Annotated in this window: 19 protein-coding genes, 1 tRNA gene and 1 pseudogene; 11 read left to right on the forward strand and 10 right to left on the reverse strand. The window is 42.7% G+C overall.

Annotated elements, in window-relative coordinates; all coding sequences use genetic code 11:
* Positions 1-29: 29 nt before the first annotated feature.
* The 3 genes from punC to FN961_RS06670 all read left to right on the forward strand — a co-directional run bounded on the left by punC (position 30) and on the right by FN961_RS06670 (position 3067).
* Entirely contained in the window at positions 30-1301 is a 1272-nt protein-coding gene (gene punC / locus FN961_RS06660) for a purine nucleoside transporter PunC (RefSeq protein ID WP_373293367.1), read from the forward strand.
* 114 nt (positions 1302-1415) lie between these two features.
* Positions 1416-1506: transfer RNA gene (locus FN961_RS06665), tRNA-Ser, on the forward strand.
* 376 nt (positions 1507-1882) lie between these two features.
* Entirely contained in the window at positions 1883-3067 is a 1185-nt protein-coding gene (locus tag FN961_RS06670) for a sensor histidine kinase (RefSeq protein WP_221936104.1), read from the forward strand.
* Positions 3068-3151: 84 nt separating this feature from the next.
* On the opposite strand, the pseudogene FN961_RS06675 reads toward FN961_RS06670, so the two are convergent.
* The 3 genes and pseudogenes from FN961_RS06675 to FN961_RS06685 form a co-directional block, all read right to left on the reverse strand.
* A pseudogene (locus tag FN961_RS06675) lies at positions 3152-3367 on the reverse strand (succinyl-CoA--3-ketoacid-CoA transferase); the annotation flags it as partial.
* A gap of 194 nt (positions 3368-3561) precedes the next feature.
* Positions 3562-6774 (reverse strand): efflux RND transporter permease subunit, encoded by a 3213-nt coding sequence (locus FN961_RS06680; RefSeq protein ID WP_143563784.1) that lies wholly within the window; start codon positions 6772-6774, stop codon positions 3562-3564.
* A 3-nt stretch (positions 6775-6777) separates the two neighbouring features.
* Positions 6778-7965 (reverse strand): efflux RND transporter periplasmic adaptor subunit, encoded by a 1188-nt coding sequence (locus FN961_RS06685; protein ID WP_143563785.1) that lies wholly within the window; start codon positions 7963-7965, stop codon positions 6778-6780.
* 372 nt (positions 7966-8337) lie between these two features.
* On the opposite strand from FN961_RS06685, the gene FN961_RS06690 reads away from it, so the two are divergent.
* Entirely contained in the window at positions 8338-8712 is a 375-nt protein-coding gene (locus tag FN961_RS06690) for a cation transporter (RefSeq protein WP_143563786.1), read from the forward strand.
* A 34-nt stretch (positions 8713-8746) separates the two neighbouring features.
* On the opposite strand, the gene FN961_RS06695 is transcribed toward FN961_RS06690, so the two are convergent.
* Both FN961_RS06695 and FN961_RS06700 read right to left on the reverse strand, forming a co-directional pair.
* Complete coding sequence (locus FN961_RS06695; RefSeq protein ID WP_143563787.1) at positions 8747-10000, reverse strand: Y-family DNA polymerase; 1254 nt, start codon at positions 9998-10000, stop codon at positions 8747-8749.
* 101 nt (positions 10001-10101) lie between these two features.
* On the reverse strand, positions 10102-10515 hold the full coding sequence (locus FN961_RS06700) for a LexA family protein (RefSeq protein ID WP_143563788.1): 414 nt from the start codon (positions 10513-10515) through the stop codon (positions 10102-10104).
* A gap of 172 nt (positions 10516-10687) precedes the next feature.
* Here FN961_RS06700 and FN961_RS06705 point away from each other — a divergent pair, with 172 nt between their 5' ends.
* Positions 10688-11608 (forward strand): manganese-dependent inorganic pyrophosphatase, encoded by a 921-nt coding sequence (locus tag FN961_RS06705; protein ID WP_143563789.1) that lies wholly within the window; start codon positions 10688-10690, stop codon positions 11606-11608.
* A gap of 68 nt (positions 11609-11676) precedes the next feature.
* Here the strand turns inward: FN961_RS06705 and FN961_RS06710 are convergent, their stop codons facing one another.
* On the reverse strand, positions 11677-14130 hold the full coding sequence (locus tag FN961_RS06710; protein ID WP_143563790.1) for a Lon protease family protein: 2454 nt from the start codon (positions 14128-14130) through the stop codon (positions 11677-11679).
* A 326-nt stretch (positions 14131-14456) separates the two neighbouring features.
* Here FN961_RS06710 and FN961_RS06715 point away from each other — a divergent pair, with 326 nt between their 5' ends.
* The gene (locus FN961_RS06715) at positions 14457-15143 is read left to right on the forward strand and encodes an SDR family NAD(P)-dependent oxidoreductase (RefSeq protein ID WP_143563791.1); all 687 of its coding nucleotides are present in this window, start codon (positions 14457-14459) and stop codon (positions 15141-15143) included.
* A gap of 54 nt (positions 15144-15197) precedes the next feature.
* Here FN961_RS06715 and FN961_RS06720 read toward each other — a convergent pair whose 3' ends face one another.
* From FN961_RS06720 to FN961_RS06730, 3 genes are all read right to left on the reverse strand, one after another.
* Positions 15198-15662 carry an RES family NAD+ phosphorylase gene (locus FN961_RS06720; RefSeq protein WP_143563792.1) on the reverse strand — a complete coding sequence of 155 codons (465 nt, stop codon included), beginning with the start codon at positions 15660-15662 and terminating at the stop codon, positions 15198-15200.
* Entirely contained in the window at positions 15659-16111 is a 453-nt protein-coding gene (gene parS, locus FN961_RS06725; protein WP_143563793.1) for a type II RES/Xre toxin-antitoxin system antitoxin, read from the reverse strand. The genes FN961_RS06720 and parS overlap by 4 nt, the downstream gene beginning before the upstream one ends.
* 274 nt (positions 16112-16385) lie before the next feature.
* Positions 16386-17603 (reverse strand): DUF3103 family protein, encoded by a 1218-nt coding sequence (locus FN961_RS06730; RefSeq protein WP_143563794.1) that lies wholly within the window; start codon positions 17601-17603, stop codon positions 16386-16388.
* 572 nt (positions 17604-18175) lie between these two features.
* Here FN961_RS06730 and FN961_RS06735 point away from each other — a divergent pair.
* The 5 genes from FN961_RS06735 to FN961_RS06755 all read left to right on the forward strand — a co-directional run bounded on the left by FN961_RS06735 (position 18176) and on the right by FN961_RS06755 (position 22137).
* Positions 18176-18862, forward strand: a complete 687-nt coding sequence (locus FN961_RS06735; RefSeq protein ID WP_143563795.1) for a LysE family translocator — start codon at positions 18176-18178, stop codon at positions 18860-18862.
* A 175-nt stretch (positions 18863-19037) separates the two neighbouring features.
* A complete protein-coding gene (locus tag FN961_RS06740; protein ID WP_143563796.1) occupies positions 19038-19721 on the forward strand; it encodes a protein-disulfide isomerase in 684 nt (227 codons plus the stop codon).
* A 244-nt stretch (positions 19722-19965) separates the two neighbouring features.
* A complete protein-coding gene (locus tag FN961_RS06745) occupies positions 19966-20853 on the forward strand; it encodes a peptidoglycan-binding domain-containing protein (RefSeq protein ID WP_185972740.1) in 888 nt (295 codons plus the stop codon).
* Between the two features lie 42 nt (positions 20854-20895).
* Entirely contained in the window at positions 20896-21495 is a 600-nt protein-coding gene (locus FN961_RS06750) for a DUF2971 domain-containing protein (RefSeq protein ID WP_143563798.1), read from the forward strand.
* Between the two features lie 27 nt (positions 21496-21522).
* Entirely contained in the window at positions 21523-22137 is a 615-nt protein-coding gene (locus tag FN961_RS06755; RefSeq protein ID WP_143563799.1) for a hypothetical protein, read from the forward strand.
* Between the two features lie 101 nt (positions 22138-22238).
* On the opposite strand, the gene FN961_RS06760 is transcribed toward FN961_RS06755, so the two are convergent.
* Positions 22239-22895, reverse strand: a complete 657-nt coding sequence (locus FN961_RS06760) for a nitroreductase family protein (protein WP_143563919.1) — start codon at positions 22893-22895, stop codon at positions 22239-22241.
* Between the last annotated feature and the right edge of the window lie 255 nt (positions 22896-23150).

Below are 23150 nucleotides of genomic sequence, written 5' to 3' on the forward strand. Positions count from 1 at the left end.
GACATCAGTTAAATTCCATTTTATTAGATATCGAAGTCATTATGAATTCAGTCAGCAATACTAAATATTTCTTCTTCCTCGGCTACCTCGCGCTGCTGAGTATGTTAGGTTTTATCGCAACGGATATGTACCTTCCCGCTTTTAAAGCGATTGAAGACACAATGCAAGCGACACCAGCACAAGTTGCCAGCTCATTAACCTGTTTTTTAGCAGGCTTAGCGATAGGTCAATTGTTGTACGGCCCGTTAGTTCAACGTATAGGCAAGCGTAACTCGCTGTTAATTGGTCTGATCATTTTTGCTATCGCGAGTTTCTCGTTGGCATCAAGTGATACTGTACTTTCGTTTAACATTGCTCGCTTTTTCCAAGCATTAGGCGCATGTAGTGCAGGCGTGATTTGGCAAGCTATTGTGATTGAAAAGTATGACTCTGAGAAAGCACAAAATGTCTTCTCTAACATTATGCCTTTGGTCGCCTTGTCACCGGCATTAGCCCCATTACTGGGTGCATTTATTCTTGATATCAGTGGTTGGCAGAGTATCTTTTTATTACTCACCGTTTTAGCTGCATTTTTGATGCTATTAACCTTAGCATTTGTGCCTAAAGAGACAGTTCATCATGAAGATGTTGAAGTATCAGCACCTATTTCATATTGGGGAATACTACAAAATACCAAGTATTTAGGTAACGTGATTATATTTGGTGCCTGTTCTGGTGCATTCTTTGCGTACTTAACTGTATGGCCAATCGTGATGGAACAGCACGGATTTGCGGCAAAAGAGATAGGCTTAAGCTTTATTCCACAGACCATCATGTTTATTGTCGGTGGTTATGCAAGTAAGATTTTGATCCGTAAAGTGGGTGGCGAGAAAACCCTAACTATCATGCTTGCGTGCTTTGGTTTGTGTGTTCTGTCGATTGTGTTGAGTTCACTGGTCTTTAAAGCGGAAAGTATTCTGCCTTTATTAGCAGCTTTCTCAATCCTAGCTGCTGCAAATGGAGCTATCTATCCAATAGTGGTGAACTGTGCTTTACAGGAGTTTACAAAAAATGCGGCTAAAGCTGCAGGTTTACAGAACTTCTTACAGATGAGTATCGCTTTTGGCGCATCAAGCTTGGTCGCTTTGTGGGCTGCATCTGGCGAAGTTGCTATCGGTTGGGGCATTTTAGTCTGTGCCATTTTAGTTTTTATTGGGTACAAGTTAAGAGCGAATGATTCTTGGTCTGATGTTAAAGCTAACTTTATCACACCAGATCCTGCACGAATTGCACTTGAGCAAGAGGAATTGAACCAAAAGTAATGATTGAATCATCGCCAGCTTGGCGCTGATTCAATCAGTTAACCGCTTTTTATGGAAAAGCATAGAATTAGTGCTTTACATAGAAAGCGGGTCGCTATATTATTCGCGGCGTTCGGAGGGATGGCAGAGTGGTCGAATGCACCGGTCTTGAAAACCGGCATGGGTTTATAGCCCATCTAGGGTTCAAATCCCTATCCCTCCGCCACATTCAAATGAGGCCCTTAGCAGAAATGCTAGGGGCTTTTTCATTTCAAAGCTGTTGAACCCTAGGGTTCCTATTGTTTAAGTCAGCTATCCCTGTGCCACATTCAAGATGAAAGGCTACTCGAAAGAGTAGCCTTTTTTCGTTTAGAAACTATTGAGCTTCAGGGAGCCTATTATTCTTGTCAGCTATCCCAGAGGCATATTCAGATGATGTACCCTTAATAGATAAGCTACGTATAAAAGTGAGTAACCGAGTTATGCGACTAAACACCATAATGATGCTTTCTGCCAGTTTTTAACTACTCTATATTAAACTGACTACAACTGTGCGCCTTGTTGGTAGTTGTGATCTCTAGGGTTCTTTTTAGCGGGAGGACATGATGAATCTAGATGGAACAAATTTCTCTATACTTATTGTTGATGACAATCGAGTAAATATACAGTTACTTAGTTACATTTTTGAGCAGCAAGATTATAAAGTGTTTACCGCTATGAGTGGTGAGGAAGCGATTAAGTTCCTTGCGGATAAAGGTGATGAACTCGCTATTGATCTGATTTTGCTTGATATCATCATGCCTGGATTAGATGGTTACCAGACGTGTGTTGTGTTAAAAGATGACATTAATACAAGTCATATTCCTGTTATTTTTGTCACAGGGAAAGCCAAGCCAGAGGAATTAAGCAAAGGTTTTTCTGTTGGTGCAGTGGATTATATTACTAAACCTATTCAACAAGATGTTGTGATTGCCCGGGTGAAAAATCAAGTTTCTCAGATTCAGCAAGCTAAACTTGAAAATCAGTTATTGGAAGAGAATGAGAAGATGGCTAAGTTGGGTAGCATGGTGTCTGAGATCACCCATGAAGTTGCTTCCCCACTTGGGAATATGCGTCTATCCGTCGATTTTATGCTTAATGAAGTCGCCAGTCTTCGCAGTGAGTTTACTGAGCAAACACTAGATGAAGAGACATTAATAAAATATCTAGATCAACTTGATGAATCATTACGCCTTTGCGGTAGTAATGCGACTCGTGCGACCAGCCTATTGAATGGGTTTAAACATATTGCAGTTGATCAATGTCGCCAGCAGATAATTGAGTTTAACCTCCTTGAATATGTGAATGATATTCTGTTGACTGTAAAACCCAAACTTAAGAAAACGCCCCATAAAGTCAATCTCAATATCGATAATAATATCAGTATTATTAGCTACCTCGGTGCTTTATCTCAGATCATCATTAATTTAATCAATAACTCTCTGATGCATGCTTTTACTGATAAACAGGAAGGGAAAATCACCATCAGTGCCGCAGTTGATGAAGAGAGTCTTATCTTACATTATCGTGACACTGGCATAGGTATGACAAAGGAGCAGCAAAGCAAAGCGTTTACCAAGTTCTATACAACTAAGGCGGGTAATGGTGGTTCCGGCTTGGGTATGTCTATCTGTAAAACGCTCGTTGAGGATGAACTCGGTGGTGAAATAACGCTGTTAAGCGAGGAGGGGTGTGGTATCCACTTAATAATGAAAATAAGCCGACAATTGGAAGACCGAGCGATATAGTTCGCTGGTGTTGAGCCACCTAAACCAGCAAATTCTACTTACACCACATCTACTTTCTTCTAATGCCAAATCATTTAATCGACCTTATAAGATCATCTCAGGCACATGTGCAGGGACAACCAATTCTCCTGCGGTTAACTTTATTATCTCTTCAACAGACACGCCTGGTGCTCGTTCTAACAAATGAAATTTACCCTGCTTAATTTCCAGAAATGCGAGATCCGTTAATACTTTTTTGATGCAGCCTTTACCGGTTAATGGGAGAGTGCATTTACGCAGTAATTTAGATACGCCATGTTTTTTGAGCCGTTGTGGGAGTTTGAAACCCATAATTGCGACTGCCATGTTGCAAGGGATGAAGTCATTCTTTCCTGAGAAATAATCAAGTACTGTTAAAAGTCAGACTATAAAAAATGCCGCTTCTGTTTACAGAAGCGGCATTATATTTTTAGAATCGTGAAACTAGATTGCTATTTAGGCAGCTCTGTTCGTGTTTATAGATTTTCAACAAGGCGTTCATCAACACTGACACGAGACTTACTCCCTACTAACTTTTTGATGTCTTCGATTGCTAGATACAAGCAAGGTATTAGCATCAAGGTCACAACAGTGGCAAATAAGACGCCGAAGGCGAGGGAGGTGGCCATTGGGATCACCATTTTCGCCTGCATACTGGTTTCGGTCATGATGGGCATCAAACCGATGAACGTTGTGAGTGAAGTCAGCATGATAGCTCTAAAGCGTCGACAGCCCGCTTCGAGTACGGCTATTTTCATTGCTACGCCTGATTCTCTGGACTTATTAATGTAATCCACCATCACCAAAGAGTCATTCACCACCACACCAGCGGCGGCAATAATACCAAATAGTGACAGGGCACTAAGATCGATGCCCATGATCATATGACCCAGTACTGAGCCAATCACACCAAATGGGATCACTGCCATAATCATCACAGGTTGAGAGTACGACTTAAGCGGAATAGCGAGCAGGCTATAGATGATCAATAGTGAGATAACAAAATCTCTAAACTGAGTTTTAGCACTGTCCATCTGCTCTTGAATACTGCCAGACACCTCACTTTTAACCTTTGGATATTTGTTCAACAACTGAGGCATAAAGTTGTCACGAATATCTTCTGCAAGCTTAAATGGCTCAGCTTGATCGGCATCGACAGAAGCCCAAACGTTAATGGTGCGGTTGCCGTTTTCACGGCGAATACCATTGACGCCTTGGGTGACGGTGATGTTCGCAACTTCAGATAACGGCACTTCAGCGCCTTGAGGAGTCACAATCAACACGTCAGAGACTTGTGCAATTGAGTTTCGTTGCGACTCAGGGTACCTGAGCATCACCTTGATCTCTTCACCGTTTCTTAAGATACGTTGAGCCTCAAGACCATAGAAACTATTAGCGACTTGAGATGCGATATCGGCCAAGGTTAATCCTAAGCCATAGGCTTGGGGTTTGAGCTCAAACTGCACCTCTTTGGCACTGGATTGTCGACTGTCGTTGACGTCTCCTACACCTTTAAGGCTGTTAAGCTTTGCTTTTAATTCATTTGATGCGGCAACAAGCTGCTTTTCGTCCTTACCTTCCAATCTGAAACTGATATCACCATCATCACGTCCACCACCAAAGAGGTTGTCTTGGACTTCGAATGATTTCATTCCTGGGATCAGAGGCATAGCTTGGCGCCAAAGCTCTGCTAACTCAAAGGTATCAAGCGGTCTTATCTCTGGGTCCACTAGCTTTGTCATCACTTTAGCCGAGGTGCGGCCTTCGAGATCGACTTGCATGTCAGAGACCATACCTTGACCGTATTGCTGTTCGAGTGCTTTATCGACATCGTATACCGCTTTTTCGATAGCAAGGGCTGCAGCAAGTGTGGCTTTTTCTGAGGCATCAACATTCATTTCGAAAGCGATACGCGGGAAATCATGTGGAATTTTGGGCTGTCCAATAAATCGAACCATCCCACCCACATAAAGACCTGCACAAATAAGCATAAAGCTGATGAATACCATGATGGTGGTATAACGATATTTTACGGCTTTAGTTAGCGCTGGACGATAGACGTTTTGAATAAAAGCCTTCAGTCCACGGTCGACCTTATCCTGAATATAGTTAACTATATTTCTGAGCCAATCTAATGGATTTTTTGAACCGGGTTTAACAATGGTTTTCTGCTTCATTCTTGCCAAGTGAGCGGGCAAAATGAGCTTTGATTCTACGAGTGAGAAAATTAAGCATAAAATCACAATGTAGCCAATCGCTTTACCAAAGGCAGAAGAGGGGCCGTCATCGAGTGTCAGTGGTAAAAACGCTGCAATGGTGGTGAGTACGCCAAAGGTTGCTGGTATGGCGACCCGCTTTACACCTCGTATGACGTTATCCAGACTTTGGCCATTTTTATCGCATTCATCATGGGCACTTTCGCCCATCACAATGGCATCATCGACCACGATCCCCAGCACTAAGATAAAGGCAAATAGGCTGATCACATTCACGGTGACATCGATCATCGACATCGGCATGAATAACAGTGCACCGAGGAAACACACAGGCAAGCCCATCATCACCCAAAACGCTAAACGAACGCGTAAAAAGAGTGCCAACATGAAAAAGACCAAAACAGCACCGGTTTTCATACTATCTAACATGAGGTCGAGACGACCTTCTAGGTAGTAGGTCATGTCAACCCACGTCTCAAGCTTTAGTCCTTGGGGCAATACTTCCTGCTTTTTAGCGACATACTCTTTAACGATATCAGCGACATCGGTCATGCTTTGATCGTTTGCAGCACCAATAAAGAAGGTAACTGAATTTTTACCGTTAAACTTAGAGTATTGAATGCCTTCTTGAAAGCCATCAATGACCGTTGCGATATCACCTAAAAGGACATTGGTACCATCATCAAGTGTGATTAACGGCAGGTTTTCGAACTCGTAACCCACATAAGCCTGATTTTGCACTCGAAGATTAATATAACCGTTCTTAGCGCGGATTTGGCCAGCTGACATGTTACGTGAAAAACCGCGGACGGCTTTTGCGACATCGTTAAAGCTAAGACCAAATTCGCGCAGTCTGTCTTTGCTGACCTCAATGGCAATCTCATAATCTAGGCCGCCGTAGAAATCGGTGATATTAACGAGGGGAAGTTGCATCAACTCATCATGTATCTTCTCACCTAACTCTTTAAGTTGTCGCGGTGTCATATCACCATAAAGACTCATATAGAGTACTTCTTGGCGTAGCTTTATTCGCTCAACCTTGGGGCGTTCCATACCATCGGGGAAGCTAGATATGGAATCTATTTCCGATTTGATCTCATCAAGTACTACTTGTGGATCGTAGGAGTCTTCTATTCGAAAGAAGCCTGATGCTGAATTTCGGTTAGAGTAAGTGATGACACGTTTTAGGCCTTGAACACTTTCCAGTGCTTCTTCGACCTTAATCGTTATCCCTTCCTCGACTTCTTGTGGGGCCGCACCAGGATAAAAAGCATTAAACTCGACCCAATTTATCTCTATTTGAGGGAAAAATTGTTTACGTATGGTATCTGCCGTGAGTAGGCCGCCGAGAATAATAATGATCATCAATAAGTTGGCTGCAACGCTATTACGTGCAAACCAAGCTATGATCCCAGAATTGACATCCACTTCCGATGGTTTCGATGCTTGGCTTGTATTGGTAGGCTCTGACATCGATTACTCCTCTTCCATGGCAAGCTGAGTGTCTGTCTCTTCTGAGCTGTCTTGTTGTAATATCTTATCTTCGGGGAGGGCAAGCTGCATCCCTTCGACAGGGTAATCAAGCGCGGATGTGATGACATTCATTCCAGGAGTTAAGCCTTCAGAAATAACCACTTCTGCGCCAAACTGACGAATAACATTGACGGGTTTGTATCTAAGCTTTTTATCTTCATCTAATGTCGCTATGGTGCCGTTGACGACCAAATGTCTTGGTAAAACCGTCACTTCGCCTGCGTCGTTACCAGTAATATTGGCGGTGACATAGGTACCATATCGTAATTCATTCTTATCCGTTTTTAACCCATAAGGATCAATGACTTCAGCCACTAAATAGGTCATGCGACTACGACTGTCGATCACGCCTTCGCTGCGTACAATTTTACCAAGCCATTGCTGTTTTTCACCACCTAGATCAGCGATGAGTGCGACATTAGCATCTTTGCCTTTATTGGTCAGGTATTGGATCTCTTTATCAGCTAAAGGTAAGCGGATCTCTGCGTGATCTGTGCTTAATAGTTTACCTACAGCAGTACCTTGGCTGACGTAAGAGCCTAATCCAATGTTTCTGCTTTCAATCAAGGCATCAAAAGGGGCTTTAATGATGGTACGTTCTACATTGCGAAGGGCACGCTTTAATCCTGCTTCTGAGGAGTTGAGCTTGGCGATTTCATGGGCCAATTGTGGTTTACGTAGGCTCAACTCCGTCGGTACGCCATCTTTAATGCGCTTCCACTCCTCTTCTGCGACTTTACCAAAGGCTCTCTCTTGCACTAAGGTTGCGCGAGCGGATGCTAAGTTGGCCTCAGCATCAATAAGATCTGCATCATAATCACTGGGATCTATTTTTGCTAAAACATCACCTTTTTTAACGAATCCCCCACGGACAAAGGCGTTTGATAGGAATACGATCTCACCATAGACTTGTGAAACTAACTCAGTTTCATATTTGGCTTTGACGACACCGTAGGATCCAACGGAGAAGGTCATCGGGTTCATCTCAACCTGTTGAATCGCAACTAATGGCGTATTATCAACCTCAGCCTTCTCTTCTGGCGGTTTTTTCATTGCAGACATAGCAGCGAACCCACCAACTCCGACGAGTAACACGGCAATGGGTAAAATTATCTGTTTTTTGGTAGCCACACACACTTCCTCTTGTAGGATCTAGGATTTTTATCGTTATCTAAGTTATTTACATGTCTTAGTTTTATTTGGCGAAAGGGTTGCCTTTTAGCTATGTTAAATGATCTAGGTTAATGTTACTTATCCATTATGTAAATATGTATGTCACATGTTGATATATAAATGTTTTTCATTTAACAGAGGTTGAGTGTTTGTCTATTGGAGTTCGATAAGTTTTCAGACGGATTGATGAATATCTCGTGTTGTTGATCTGTATCAAGATGGAGCTAACTTTGTGTTTTTTATGTGACCAATGACTGGCATTATCAACATAGAAGTTGGATATTTTGTGGAAGCTAACCATTGTCATACCCATCAACTAAGGACTTTAAAATGAGTAATGTAGATCATAGGCCTGGTGTGAAAGAGATTAACCTTGTCAATCGGCGGTTAAGACTGGAGGGTATTACTGAAAAGAACAAAGCGGTTATTGTTTCTGAGATTGACGCTTTACTTGGTATTGAACATGTCTCTTTTGATGAATCAACAGAAACACTGAGTGTGGCTTATGACGCTACTCATTGTGATCTAACTGGTATAGAAGCTCTATTGCAAGCCCATGGTGCTGATACGTCTAATGGCATATGGACGAAAATAAAAGAGGGTTACTACAAGTTCGTCGACCAGAATATTAAAGACAATGATGAGCATGATCCTCACTGCTGTAATGCGATGCCAAAAACATTACCTGGCAGCCGAAAAAAGTAATCTTATTTTGCTTTCGTCTATTAAGGCTTCGTTTCTAACAGCTAATTTTCGGTAGATCGTACCAACACGTGGTGTATTGAGGCGTGAGGAATTGTCGCTTCATGCTCCACTTTTGGGCGCTTCCTTGCGCGGCCATAAACAGAGAGTCATTACCATACTTAAGGTTTAGTGCATCGTAGACTTTCATTAAGGCTGGGTCTCTGGCTGGTTCAAACAGATCTTGCTGTCGATGTGTCTCATTAACTAAGTCGACCAATCCAATGCCTATCTTGTAATAATGTACACCGCTGCGAAACTTCTCTTTAGCAATCTGATTAACGATGTGAGTTATCTCTCCAGTGCTATTAGTGGGGTAAGCCAAACGCTGGGTGTGTTTAAATCCGCTTGGATGGGAATCATAAGGAGAATTCGAGGCGAAAAGAATGATCACAGAACATAAAGACCCTTGTGCTCTTGCTTTGCTGGTGGCAATTCCCACATGTTTGCTTAAGGCTTGTTGTAGCGAATACAGATCCGTTATCCGATTACCCACACTGCGAGTTGAGAAGATCTGTTGTTTATCCGCCCTGACTTGATCCCAACCTTTGCAGATCTCGCCATTGAGCTCTCGAACTGTACGCTCCACTTCAATACTAAACTGTTTTTTGGCAATAGCGGGTGCCATTTTTGACAAGGCATAAGCCGTTTTAACTCCCATTATATCGAGCCTTTTTGCGAGGCGACGTCCTATTCCCCATACTTCTGCTGGCACCATTTTAAGCAATATCTCTTTTCTTTGCTGATGATTATCTATCAGACACACGCCGTGATATTGCTGATGTTTTTTAGCGGCATGATTGGCAACCTTAGCTAACGTGAGTGTTGTTCCTATGCCGACACAGACAGGTAAACGCGTCTCTTTCCACACAGTGCGTCTCAGTGCATGGCCATGTTTGATTAAGCAGGGGATAGCAGGGTAACAGTGCTGAAATGAAAGAAAGGACTCATCGATACTGTAAATATGCTGTTCGGGAGCAAATCTGCCGATGACCTCCATCATTGAGGCTGAAAGAGAGGCATAAAGCTCATAATTGGAACTCAACGCGATAATCCCTAAGCGTTCACATTCAGCTTTTATCTTAAAATAAGGTTCAAATTTAGGAATGCCGGACGCGAGTGCCAACCGGTTAGCCGACACAATACAGCCATCATTATTGGAAAGCACAATAATGGGACGTCCTCTCCATTCAGGGCGAAAGACCTGCTCTGCGCTGCAGTAAAAAGAGTTAGCATCGACGAGTGCAAACATAGTGAATGATCCGCTTAACTGAGCAATAAATAGGAAAAAACGGTAAACATGAGTAAATGAGGTTATTTATTATCAATAATTTTAATGGGAGTTTGCATTGTTTATCTCCTACATTTTGTCAGTAAATGGGGTGGGCGATGACAGCGTATCGAGCTAACAACAACACCTTCGATGGTAAATTGATCATATTCATGAATGATGACCGCTTGATTATCTTCATTGGCAGAAAGTAATAACCTTCTTTTGGTATCAATAATTTTGCAAACAAAGCCCCCGTTATAATTCGCGACAATCACATCTTGATCCACCACGGTGACATGCCTATCCACAATCAGAATATCACCATCGAAGATCCCAATATTCTGCATGGAGCTGCCGCTGGCTTGAGCAATAAAAGTGGCACTTGGATGCGCTATTAGTAATTCATCTAAGCTTAAACCGAGTTGCTTATACTCTGCAGCAGGGCTTTCGAAGCCTGTGATCCCAGCGCTGGCTAAGGTAGATATTAATTTCATAAGTCGTGTTTTTATTGATTGCTGTATAAGTATACAGTGTTAGTTTAGCAGTAATCTTTATACTGGCAATCTTTTTTGATTATCTCGGCTAAATCGAGAGGCAAGTTCCAGTTAATCGTTTTTCAAATCAAATGAATTTGGTAGAATGAGGGGAATAATAGGAGAGTTATCAATGTCAGTTTATGTTGTGGGCCATAAGATCCCAGATTCAGATTCAATTTGTGGTGCAATTGCACTTGCTTACCTGAAAAATCAGATCGGTGAGCCTTCGATTGCTGCTCGTTTAGGTGATTTATCACCTGAAACAGCGTTTATTTTAGAAAAGTTTGGCTTCGAAGCACCAGAGTTTAAAACAAGCTATGCCGGTGAAGAGGTGTTTATTGTCGATCACTCTGAGCTAACTCAAGCCCCTGATGATATTGCTGAAGCAACGATTGTCGGTATTGTCGATCACCATAAATTGGGTGACTTAACGACATCGACACCGCTTGAGTGTTGGATACGTCCGGTTGGCTGTAGTAATACCATTATCAAAATGATGTATGACTTCCACGGTGTCGCGATTCCTAAAGACATCGCCGGCATCATGATGTGTGCGATCTTAAGTGATACCGTGATCTTCAAGTCACCGACTTGTACGACTGCCGATATCAAGTGTGTTGAAGCCTTGGCTGAAATCGCTGGCATTGAAGACTTCAAAGAGCTTGGCATGGACATGTTCAAGGTCAAGTCTGCGGTTGAAGGCACACCAGCTCGTGATCTTGTGATGCGTGACTTTAAAGACTTCAACATGAACGGCAATAAAATTGGTATTGGTCAACTTGAAGTGATCGATTTATCTGTATTTGATGACATTAAAGCTGAGCTTGAAGCCGATATCTCGGCATTGAAAGCTGAAGGCGAGCGTCACAGTGTCATTTTACTGCTGACTGATATCATGAAAGAGGGTTCAGAGCTATTGGTCATCACTGACGATGCGGGCCTCATTGAACGTGCTTATGGTATCGCGTGTGAGAATGACAGAGTGTGGCTTGACGGTGTATTGAGCCGTAAGAAGCAGATAGTGCCTCAGTTACAGGATGCGCTAGCGTAAGAGTAAACGCAAACGAAAGGCCGAAACAGTGATGTTTCGGCCTTTTTTATGCCAGCAACAGAATTTTGTTAATGCTGGCATTCATCCATTTGTGATGGTCTATCTAACCGCAGCAGGTTTAAACGGGATTGTGCTATGCCAAAGATAGAGTCACTTGGGTGTTCTACTTGGGCGATGTTCATCCCACCATTGATATTCGGATTCATATTCGGGCAAAGCCCAGCACTGAACCCAGTTAATATTTCAATGGCTTGAGTGACATGTTCGATAGCCCAGATATTGAACTGGCCTTTCTTTACAGCTTCGACAATGTCACTGCGCAACATGAGGTTTTGTACATTTGACTTAGGAATGATGACGCCTTGAGTTGAGGTACGTCCCTTAATCTTACATACATCAAAGAAGCCTTCGATCTTCTCGTTGACGCCACCAATAGGCTGAGCTTCACCGAATTGGTTCATGGAGCCAGTGATAGCGACATCTTGCCTGATAGGCAACTCTGAGAATGCTGACATTATCGCGCACAGTTCTGCCATCGTGGCACTGTCACCATCAACACCGCCATAGGACTGTTCAAATGTAATATGAGTCGTGAGTGGGATCTTAGCCGTTTTACCCAATATTGATGCTAGGTAAGCGGAGAGAATCATCACGCCTTTAGAGTGCAAACTGCCACCTAAATCGACTTTACGTTCGATATCAAACACTTTACCTTCACCAAACGCAGTGGTTGCCGTAATACGATTCGGCGCGCCAAATTGATGATTGGAAGTGCTAATCACCGAAAGAGCATTGACTTGGCCTACGACATTATCTTGAGTGCTGATCAAGGTGGTGCCATTCACAAAGCTTTGCATCACATTGTCTTTTAGACGACATACGCGCAACTCATGATTATGCAGTGCTTGTTCTACATGACTGACGCGGATCATATTGGCATTCGCTGAACGTGCACAATAGTTAGACTCTCGCAGCAGATTAGCGATATCGGCAGAGTGCAGGGACAGCTTGTTCTTGTCGTCTGCTTGACGAGAACTGAACTCAATTATCCGCTTTATGGCATTTCTATCGCAATGCAGCATCTTGTTGTCATGCACGATACTCGAAATAAATTGTGCATATTGTGCCTCAGACTTATCTGTTCTTGGCATCTCATCTTCAAAGTCAGCAGTGACTCGAAACAGTTCACCGAACTCAGGATCGTAATGCTGCAATAGCTGATAGGTCTGATAATCACCAAACAGAATAATCTTCACATCCAGAGGGACAGCTTCAGGATCTAAAGAGATAGTTCCAGAGAGTGTGACCTCTCTTTCAAGAGAACTTAAACTGAGTTTGCGTGAACGCAGCGCGCGTTTGAGTCCGTCCCATACATAGGGCTGCTCAAGTACTTTAGCGGCATCTATCATTAACACGCCACCATTAGCTTTATGTAGACTGCCTGGACGGATCAATGAGAAATCAGAGAAGATAGTACCCTTGAAGGTCGCATTTTCAATGTAGCCAAAGATGCTGTGATAATTGGGTGTCTCTTCAACCACAATCGGCATTTTGCCAGTTTCTTGATGAATGATCACATTCACTTGGTAACGGCGAGGCATCTTTTTATCTAATGAAGCATAAGAGAGCGCCAGTTGTTCCTCGTTACTCTCAAGAAAGAGATCCAAGTTATCTAAAATATCCTTATGCATATCGCAAAGATAGTTCTTCATCACGGCAAAGTTGCTGTATTTTTCTTTTAGCTTATTGGTTAGGTGTGACAATACATCTTGGGCCACCACTTCATCTTGTTTCTGTTGCTTGTCAGTATATTCCTCTTCCCAAACGGTGAATTTTCTGACAATGACACGAAGCTTAGATTCAAGATCTGTGATGCTGCTTTCGAGCTTATTTTGTTCTTTGCGGGAGAGCTGTTCAAAACTCTCTTCGGTATGAGGCTCCTCTCCATTCATGGCGATGAGCTCATAACTGCCTTGAGGCGTGATGGTCAAACTGATGCTCGACTCTTTAGCTTCATCGGTCAGACCAATAAGGGCAGATTCTTGTTTATCGGCTAATAAGCCCTTTAGTTTTTCGGCGCGTGAGTAGTAGATCTCGTTGTCAAAGGCCAGTGGCAGCGCTTTAACCAAACGAACAATGAGTTTCTCAACGTCTTTTTTAAATTCACTCCCCATTCCGGCAGGCACTTTCAGCACCTTAGGTGTACGAGCTTCGTCAAAATCATTGACGTAACACCAGTCATAAAGCATATGTCCGTTGCCATTTGCTTCGTGACGATTGAGGTAGCGCATTACCATCGTGCGCTTACCGAGGCCATTTCGGCCAATCGCATAGATGTTGTAGCCTTTGTCTTTCATTGACATCGCAAACTCAACAGCTTGTTGGGCTCGCTCTTGTCCAACGATTTCATCGAGAGGTGTTAAGTGCTTCGTTGATTTACACTCTTGCGCAAGGTTAGTGAGCGTAGATTCACGGTAAAGCTGGTCACTGCTTAGAGGGGTTATCATCGGAGTTTTTAGCATAGGAAGAACCTCATATATGACTCTTGGTATATTCAGTGTAGGCATGAAGATTTTAAATTTCAGTAGTTTATTTCAATTGTTAACAACTTTATGACGATTTAGGTGTTAAGTGCTTACTTTATAAACACTGATGACTATTACATGGCTAGATTCGTCATTACAGGTTAGTCGACAGAGGAAAACAAGATATATTATTAACAGTTGGAGCAAGAATGACACCCAATTTTCTGAATTCAGGTGACGAGTGGCATCGTATTTAAAACATTAATTACATTTACTCTCCTTGATGATTACTCATTAAGGCCTGTGAACATTTAGAGGTCAACATGATTGTTATTACCGGAGCGAGTAGTGGCTTAGGCGCTGCGCTTGCTAATTTATATCACCAAGAAGGCGAGTCTTTATTGATCACGGGTCGCGATAAAATCAGGTTATTTGATGTGGCCAATAGTTTGGACACGACTCCTGAAAAATCCAAGGTATTGGCTAAAACGGCTAATTTAACCGATTCTGTGGAAGTTGAAGCCCTGTTTGATATGTGTGAGCTGCAGCCGAGCACTATCATACACTGCGCCGGAAGTGGTTATTTTGGATCCATTGAAGAGCAAGATCCGGAAATGATAAAGAGGTTGATGGATAATAATGTGACTTCGTCCATCATGTTGCTTCGTGAAGCGGTAAAACGTTATCGCGAGCATCCTGTTACTGTCGTGGTGGTAATGTCGACGGCAGCCTTAATGGCCAAAGGAGGGGAATCCACTTATTGTGCGGCTAAGTGGGCGGTTCGAGGCTTAGTTGAATCGGTAAGATTGGAGTTGAAATCCATTAACAGTCCGATGAAAATTATCAGTGTCTACCCAGGTGGAATGGCAACGGCATTTTGGACTACGAGTGGTAAAGCACTTGATACATCCAGTTTTATGACCGCTAAAGAGGCTGCGTTGATGTTAAAGCAAGCCCTTGTGACCACTGAACATGGCTACGTGTCAGACCTCACGATAAACAGAGGCTAAGATGAGAAGGATAGGCCTATTCTTTGTGGTGAAAAATATTGATGCTAATTTGGATTAAGTTAACAAACGACTGTCCATGGTGAATTCGAGTTCGACCATGCTTTCTAACAGTGCAGAGAAGTTAGGGTGCTTGATATTGAGCAGATAATTGCTCTCTCTGGTGACAATGCTCGAAGGTACACACAGGGCTAGACTACTTTGACTTGTGAGCCATTCATCACCCAGATCGGCTGTTTCCGATGGGGCAGGATCTTCTTGCCAGTTTTTAGGTAGGTTCTGCGCTTCTAGCAACATCATGTCTTTTTCATTGATGTCGACAGAGAATAGGGAGTAATGATTGATCTGGTGAGCGCTTTCTAAATGGACTAACACTTCTAAGATAGCCAAAGATTCAGAACCCGCTAGATAGATACACGATTGACCTCGGCTGTTCCAACGACCGCCGTAAAGCCGTGCACCTTCACCATCAAAGGCATTCGTTGCCCATTTTTTCTTGACGATACGATAGCCTGTGATCACGCAAATACACCGTGCTCTAAGCGGCCAATAAGATTCAATACCGCTTCGGTTTCTGCCGAAGTTGATAGCATCTCAATAGGGCGTTTGTCACCGAGTCCACGTACCGGATTTTTTAACCATTTGGAGGCATCACTGTTGTTTCCCTCAAACAGATCGAGTGCAGACTTGTAGACTTCAGCGAATCGATAGAGACGGTCGCTCTCGTCTTTGTTGAACCTTCCGGCTTTAGCCCTGCGCTGCAACGTTGCGCTGGCAATGACAGTAGCATTAGCAAGTTCTGACTTTTCAAGTCCGGAGATCTTGGCTAACTTGGCGTAAACCTCGAAAGGTAAACCATTGTGTAAGGCTGCATATAAGCTTGCCCCACGTGCGGGAACACCAACCAACTGCCAGAAACTCATGACCTTTTTTGCCGAACTTGTCGGGGTAAAGACATTCATTGTTGTCATCGTTACAGCCCTCATCAATAGTGCGCTTACCACAAATAATAAGCGATATTCATCTCGATCACTGAGGATATTGAAAAACAACTTCAATATCATTTGATAGAGTAAGTATATATCATTTGATAGCTAAGTAAAATTTAATCGCTAGCCGAGGATAAGCAAGGATTGTAACGGAGTAGGTGGTTAATGGTTTGGCTGGTCACTGTAATGTGGTGGATTAACGATCAAAAGGCTCGTCTTGATGAAACGAGCCTTAATCTGTATTTGGTGTCTAGGCTTATCTGGGTTGAATAATCAGAGGTGCAAATGTTGCTTTTGCATTGCCTCCAGCACCAGAATGCTGGGTGTAAGTCTCACCCTCTTGCAAGGTGTAATACACATCCAGATGGTCATCATCGTTAGTGAACCACGCATCTGGCATTGCTGCTAGAATACCATTCGTGATGGTGGCGATAATGGAATAACCTTGTACCTCAGGATCGGGAATGGAATTTAAAACTTGTTCTGCAGCAAGTAACAATGCTGAAGCGAGATCCTTATAGTTGGTACCATCATCATGCTCCATGAGAATCATATCGGCGGCAGCCCAGCGGTAACGCTCCCAATGAATGATGATCTGATTAGGATAATACTGAGTATCTGAATAATCCAAATACGGCATCTCTATCAGATCTAACACCGGCTCATCACGACTTGGGTTTACGCCAGTGACAATCGCGTAAACCTCAGCTTTGCCTGAAATCCAAGGCTCCTGATCATCTTCAACACTAATTTGTTTGATCACAGTGGTTGAAATAGGTTGATCTGATGAAGTACTCACAGAACTTAACTGGCGATTTTTACGGTTAACTTTACTGACTGAATTTGTGCTTGATGGAAACGTCTCACGCATGACAGCCAAGCCTTCACTGATTGCTTTTTGTTTATTCAGAGCAATGACCAGTACGGGTCTTTGTGGAAGTTGATATACATCCAGCAGGTGAATATTGCCGTCAAGATCATAGGCCTCAATGTTTACCCATTGCTTGTCATCGCCATCGGGTTCAAATGCAAACAGTGGAGATTGCCCCTGCTGCCAGTCGGCGAGCATGCTGGCATCTGCTAAGCGAAATTGAACAAGATGGGTATCAACTGATGCACGGCGGTAACCCGATAGGGCATCTTTATCTGCAGGGAGATGAGTCTGTAAGCCTTTAGCTTCTCTTATGGTAAGTTCAGCATGACGTAAGGCTTTATCATCGATGCCGCTTAATTGAAATGCCTGTTCTGCATTCATGGTTAAGCGATATTGATTAATCGTCGATTTTAAGATGGGAGAGACTTGAGCGTACTGGCGGCTCAGTTCAAGTGCAATTTCACGTTTAGCGTCAACAACACGACTCGATACTGGGGAAGTCGATAATGCATCATCGACTGATTGAGCATAACTCGAAGATGCAGTGGCAGTCACCAAGGGCACCGTTAACATTAGCAAGCTTAATGAAATACTTTTCATATTATATCCTTCATTGAATACTCTGTAGGCGCTATTTATCAATAGCTTCACGTTTGCTTTTGTCTGGTCCGACTTGCATAAAATCACAGTTACGAAGGTATGTAAATGATAATTATTATCAAATAAAGGTAAAGACATAGGCAACAAGATGTGAATAGGATCACGTAGCGAATAGCTAAGCTAAGGGATGTTAAAGGTAAACCTGCTGGATTCGCTTTAAGAAACGGGATTATATGAGGTTCATACATGCCTTTGACTTGCTCTGTCCTTGAGACTTAGTTAACCTGTTACTTCTTATCTTTTTCGTTAACAAGGTACTCCATGACTACGTGCACAACTTGTATTAGAGCTAATCGCTGCCCACCGCGCGGTTAATTCAGATAGCTTAACTAATCTCGTGTTTGATTGCTGTTGATGAACTCAACTTGCTTGTATTTCAAAGAAACTTGATTAGCTAGCACACCACAAGTTAGCTCTTATATCTAAGCGTCAGTGATGACTTAGCTGCTTAGTGACAAGATTTTGCACACTACTTTTTTGAAGATGCAATGACATCTTCTAATGGAATCGTCATGAATATCGATACAATCATTCTGTTTGCGGGGATCGTTTTCCTCATCGCCATCATACCTGGTCCAAATGCCTTACTCGTCCTGTTTACCGCACTGACTAAGAGTCGATTGCAGGCCTTTAGTAATATTGCTGGTGTAAGCTGTGGCTTTATTGTCCATGCGTTTATCTCAGCGCAAGGATTAAGTCTGTTACTCACCCAATCTGTATTCGCTTTTACCTTACTTAAATGGCTAGGCGTGGCCTATCTAGTCTGGTTAGGCATTACCAATATTCGCGCCGGTTTAAAGACTAAAATGATAAGCATGCCGACGATGCACAATGATAATCAAACTGGTCAGGATACAGAGCAACCAAAAATAGATAGAGCAGAGAACCTTCAAAGAGGGGAAAGTGTCGTCAGTAATTTTATTAAAGGTTTTCTGACAAACATGCTCAACCCTAAAATAGTGCTATTTTACTTGTCAATATTCCCGCAGTTTGTTTCGCCGCAAACCGTGTTTGCCGACAGTATGCTACTGGGAATGACACAAGCGATTGTGGTCTCCTCTTGGTTTTTGGTGGTTATTCTACTGGCTGAGCAGTTTAAAGCTGTGCTGACAAATGCAAAAATAGCCAGATGGATGAATTATGCGGTTGGCAGTCTCTTTCTTGCTTTTGGGGTTAAGTTAGCGACAGCTAAACTTTAAGCTTAATTCATGGTTTCAAATGGAATCAAACAACAGATCCATGTTATTCATGGCTCTGTTCAATTTGGCCTTCAATTATCCAGTAAGTAGCCAAGATTAACTGCAAATGTGGTTTGTATCTTACTGGTAAAGTCACTAAAATATTCGCCATTAGTTTTTGACAAGATATAACCCAATGAGCGCCGACTTTTCAATACCAGAAGATCTACTTACAACACTTGAATCTACAGCTGATGAGCCAGCGTCAGATGAAGTGACCTTAGAGTTGTATTTTATCTACGACTCTCATTGTCCATGGAGTTACGCGGCCACCCCTTTAGTGAATGTAATTAGCGAAGCGTTTCCTGAGATGAAAATAAATCTCATGCATTGTGCCCATTTCAATGGCACAGATTCAGCAGGTCAGGAACAAGTGGATGCAGTGTTAAAGCTGAGTGCTGTTAAATTTAGCAAAGAACACATTCGCTACGTAAACAGCCCTAAAAACGCCATTAAAACCGCCAACCTAATGGCTTGGATGCAGAGCAAGCAACCGAATAAACTTCTTCCAGTGTTAAATGCGCTGCAAAAAGCCCACTTTATTGATGGGAATCCACTTGATTGTAAACACGACTTTAATAACATCGTTGAGCAGTTTAAGTTATCTCCTTCCAACAAGGTGTTTAAAGATGAACTGAGTAGCGATGCCGAGTTTGTGCTTGGCGATATTACTGAGATCCAAGAACTGATAGAAACGACGGCGTTCCCAGTGATGTTAGTCATGGCAAATGACCAAGGGATCTTTATCGATCACTCACAATATTTAGGTCAGCCGTTAGAGGTTGTTGAGTTTCTAAAAAGAGAAATGAAATCACTCTAGGTGTTTTGTGAGCTATATCAATAGTCAATTAACGTCGTAGAAGTGAAGAAGCCAGAGCAAATAGCTCTGGCTTTTTTGCTTCTAAGCATTAGACCCTCAGACTAATCCAAAGGGGTGAAATAGTGACAATGACTGGGTTTTACTCTCCGTTAATTTTACTATTACAGTGGGAATTAACAAATTTATGAAAGCTAAGAAAAGGAACCAATGCATACACTCTTTTATGACATAAAAGGACATTATGATGAATTTAACAATAAAGAGCAGTGGAGATGACGTTAAAACAATTCAAGAGATGTTGGCAGAAATGGGATTTCAACCAGGCTCCGTGGATGGACTGTATGGGGGAAAGACAGAAGTCGCCGTGATTAAGTTTCAGGAGGAGCAAGGTCTGTATGCCGATGGTGTTGTAGGGCCCAATACTTGGAATGCCATCAGAGAGGCGTTAGCGATCCACCGAGATGAGCAAATAAGCCCTGCTGTTGATGATAGTGGACATACATTGATGGATTGGCAGCGTGTTAGCGCAGATCGCTATAAAGGCGGCTATGATCGCTTCTTCTTACGTGAAGATGTGGCCAGCGCCTACATGCGGGTATACGAACAAGTTCAGCAAGCAGGTGGACTGATCACCAGTTCCGGCGCAAGACGTTCCCTCAAAGCAAAAATGAACTCCTCACGCAGCGCGACCTCTTTTCATTACACTGGCAGAGCATTAGACCTATTTGTCGGCAGTGGCATGAAAAAGACGCGTACTGATCCTTTTATTATCTCCCCCGATGGCGACAGGTTATGGCGAGTGTATGCCCGAGCCGAAGGCGGTACACAAATGGACTTAAAAGCGGTCACCTACGACTCTAGAGAAACAGGCAAGATAGTAACAGGTCGATTTATCGATCTAACGTCTCTGTTCAAAGAGGAGGGGTTTGAGCGGATCCGTGCTCGGAGTTCATTCTTTAAAAAAGGGCCCTGGTTAGGCGCTGAGTGGTGGCACTTCCAATATGAACATGGATTGGAAAAGGGCTTGTCGACTTTTGGTGATGAGCTGCTTAAGGTATATAGCGAGTCAGAGCTTCGAGAAACGCCAGTATGGCAATACCGACATCGAGTATTTGGTGTGAATTGGTTTTAAGTTTATATTGGCCTTTATATTATTGAGATAGAAAGGGATGATATGAGACTGTATAAATACAGAGGTTTCGATAACCTGGAGTTTGCACTGGATATATTCGTCAACAAACGCTTGTTTGCTGCGGACTTCAAAACTCTTAATGATCCAATGGAAGGACGCTATATCTACTCAAAAGGGATGCTGACCAAAGAGAGTATCTCCCTCATCCGAGGACGAAAATCCGAATATAAGTTACTTTCGCTCAGTGAGACGCCAGCCAATATGCTGATGTGGTCATATTACAGTGAAGGCCATAAGGGTTTTGCTGTTGGCGTTAAGGTGACAGATAAGCATGTATCGATTGAACCTGTCGATTACGTTGACGATCTCAAACTTGAAATCATTGAAGACGGGGATATTGCAAAAAACATTTTAACTAGAAAACTTAAGTTCTGGTCCCATGAAGAAGAGCACAGAGTCTTTACACACGGCTCGCCTTTTGTTGCTGTCGATGTACAGGAACTGATATTTGGCATAAATACCGAGCCTAGGCACGTAGAATTGCTCACCAGCATCGCCAAGAAGTTTTGCCCTGCAATACAGGTTCGCCAACTTAAGCGTACTGATATTGAAATGGGTGAACTCGGTGAGGATGAGATATAAAACCAACAATGGAATATGGACGAGAAGATGATGAGTAATGGGAAGAAATACAGCAGGCTTTGGGGAGTATTAGGCGTCATTGTTGTCGCTATTGTCGCGTGGAAGGTTAAACCGATCAATTTATCGATAGAAAGTGATGCCATTGACAATGCGGCGTCACTATTAGGGACATTGATACTGTTATCACTGTTTGTGGAGCGCGCAATTGAGGTCTTTCTGTCTGCATGGCGAAGTGCAGGCGCCGATGAGTTAGACAGAGTGATAGAGTTAAGAAAGCTGGCCCTGAATAAATTTATAGAGGCTCAACAAGAACCCATCGCCGAACAAGAGTCTGCACAATGTAAAAGCTTGACCATTCAGTTGGAAGAGGCTGAAAAGAAAAGAGCTGAATACAGGGCGGGTTCCCGGTTTATATCGCAGTGGTTAGGACTTGGGATCGGTATTTTTATCTCATTTATAGGGATTAGAATCATCGGTAATATTGTTGATTCATCGAGCTTAACAGGCTACCAAGCAGGCATGTTTGTGATTGTAGATATTGTCTTTACTGGCGCGGTATTGGCTGGAGGTTCTGACTCCATCAATAAAATCATGAAGGTGTACAATAACGCCATGACGCAAACCATCAAAAAGTCTACGTGATAGGCTTTGATTACAAGGAAAATAGCATTAGTCAGACGTTATTTTCCTAGGGTACTCTTTTCTTTAAAAAGCTATTTCCTTAAGAATATTGGCCTTGAGCTTTAAAGAACCGTCAGTACGTCCGGCATCGCTAAGCGAGACTTAGGCAGCGCGGCATTATAATCTTCTTCGCCGTGATGATAACCAATGGCAAGCGCAACTTCACACATAAATCCGCCTAACTCATCTTTGAAAATCTCACCAATCAACTCACCGTCAACCCCTTCCATTGGAGTTGAATCAATGCCTAGTCGAGCCAGCACATGTAAGGTATTACCTAAAGCTAAATAGGTTTGCGACTTAGTCCATGTTGCAGTATCACCTGACTCGTCGGTATTAAGCTCTGCAAAGGCGAATCCACCAAACGCTTGTTCACGATCTTCAGGCTTAGTTCGGCCATCAGCAATGCCTTTATCAACGACTTTGGCATAATCTTCACGGGTATAATGAGGATTATGCGCAAATAAGATGGTATGAGATGCCGCTTTAATGTGTGGCTGATTGAACTGGAACTTGTTAGCAAAGGTGTCATGCATACGTTGCTTGGCTTCATCACTCTCAATCACGATAAACTTCCACGGTTGAGAATTGATTGAAGAAGCAGATAAACGCATCGCTTCATAAAGGATATCGAGCTCAGCTTGGGGAATACGCTTTGAAGTGTCGTACTTTTTAGCGGTATGACGATTGTTTAAATCTGTAATGATAGGGTGATTCATAGTCTGTGTCATTTCTCTAATGAGCCCTCTTAATAGAGGGAAATATAAATAGGTGTGTGGTTAAGCAAGCTTGGTCATTTCATTCAGGGTAAATTGCTCGACACAATCTTGAGTTTCAGCCAAGTATTCTTGTAAATGCTGGTTACTCATTGTTGTAAGGTTGAGAGTGTAATCCGAATGAGCTTAACTAAAAACAGATTAATCATAGAATCTTTATCAATAAAATATTGATAATCAGTGCGCAAAACTGAGAAA

This window comes from Shewanella hanedai, assembly GCF_007197645.1.
Taxonomy (GTDB): domain Bacteria; phylum Pseudomonadota; class Gammaproteobacteria; order Enterobacterales; family Shewanellaceae; genus Shewanella; species Shewanella hanedai.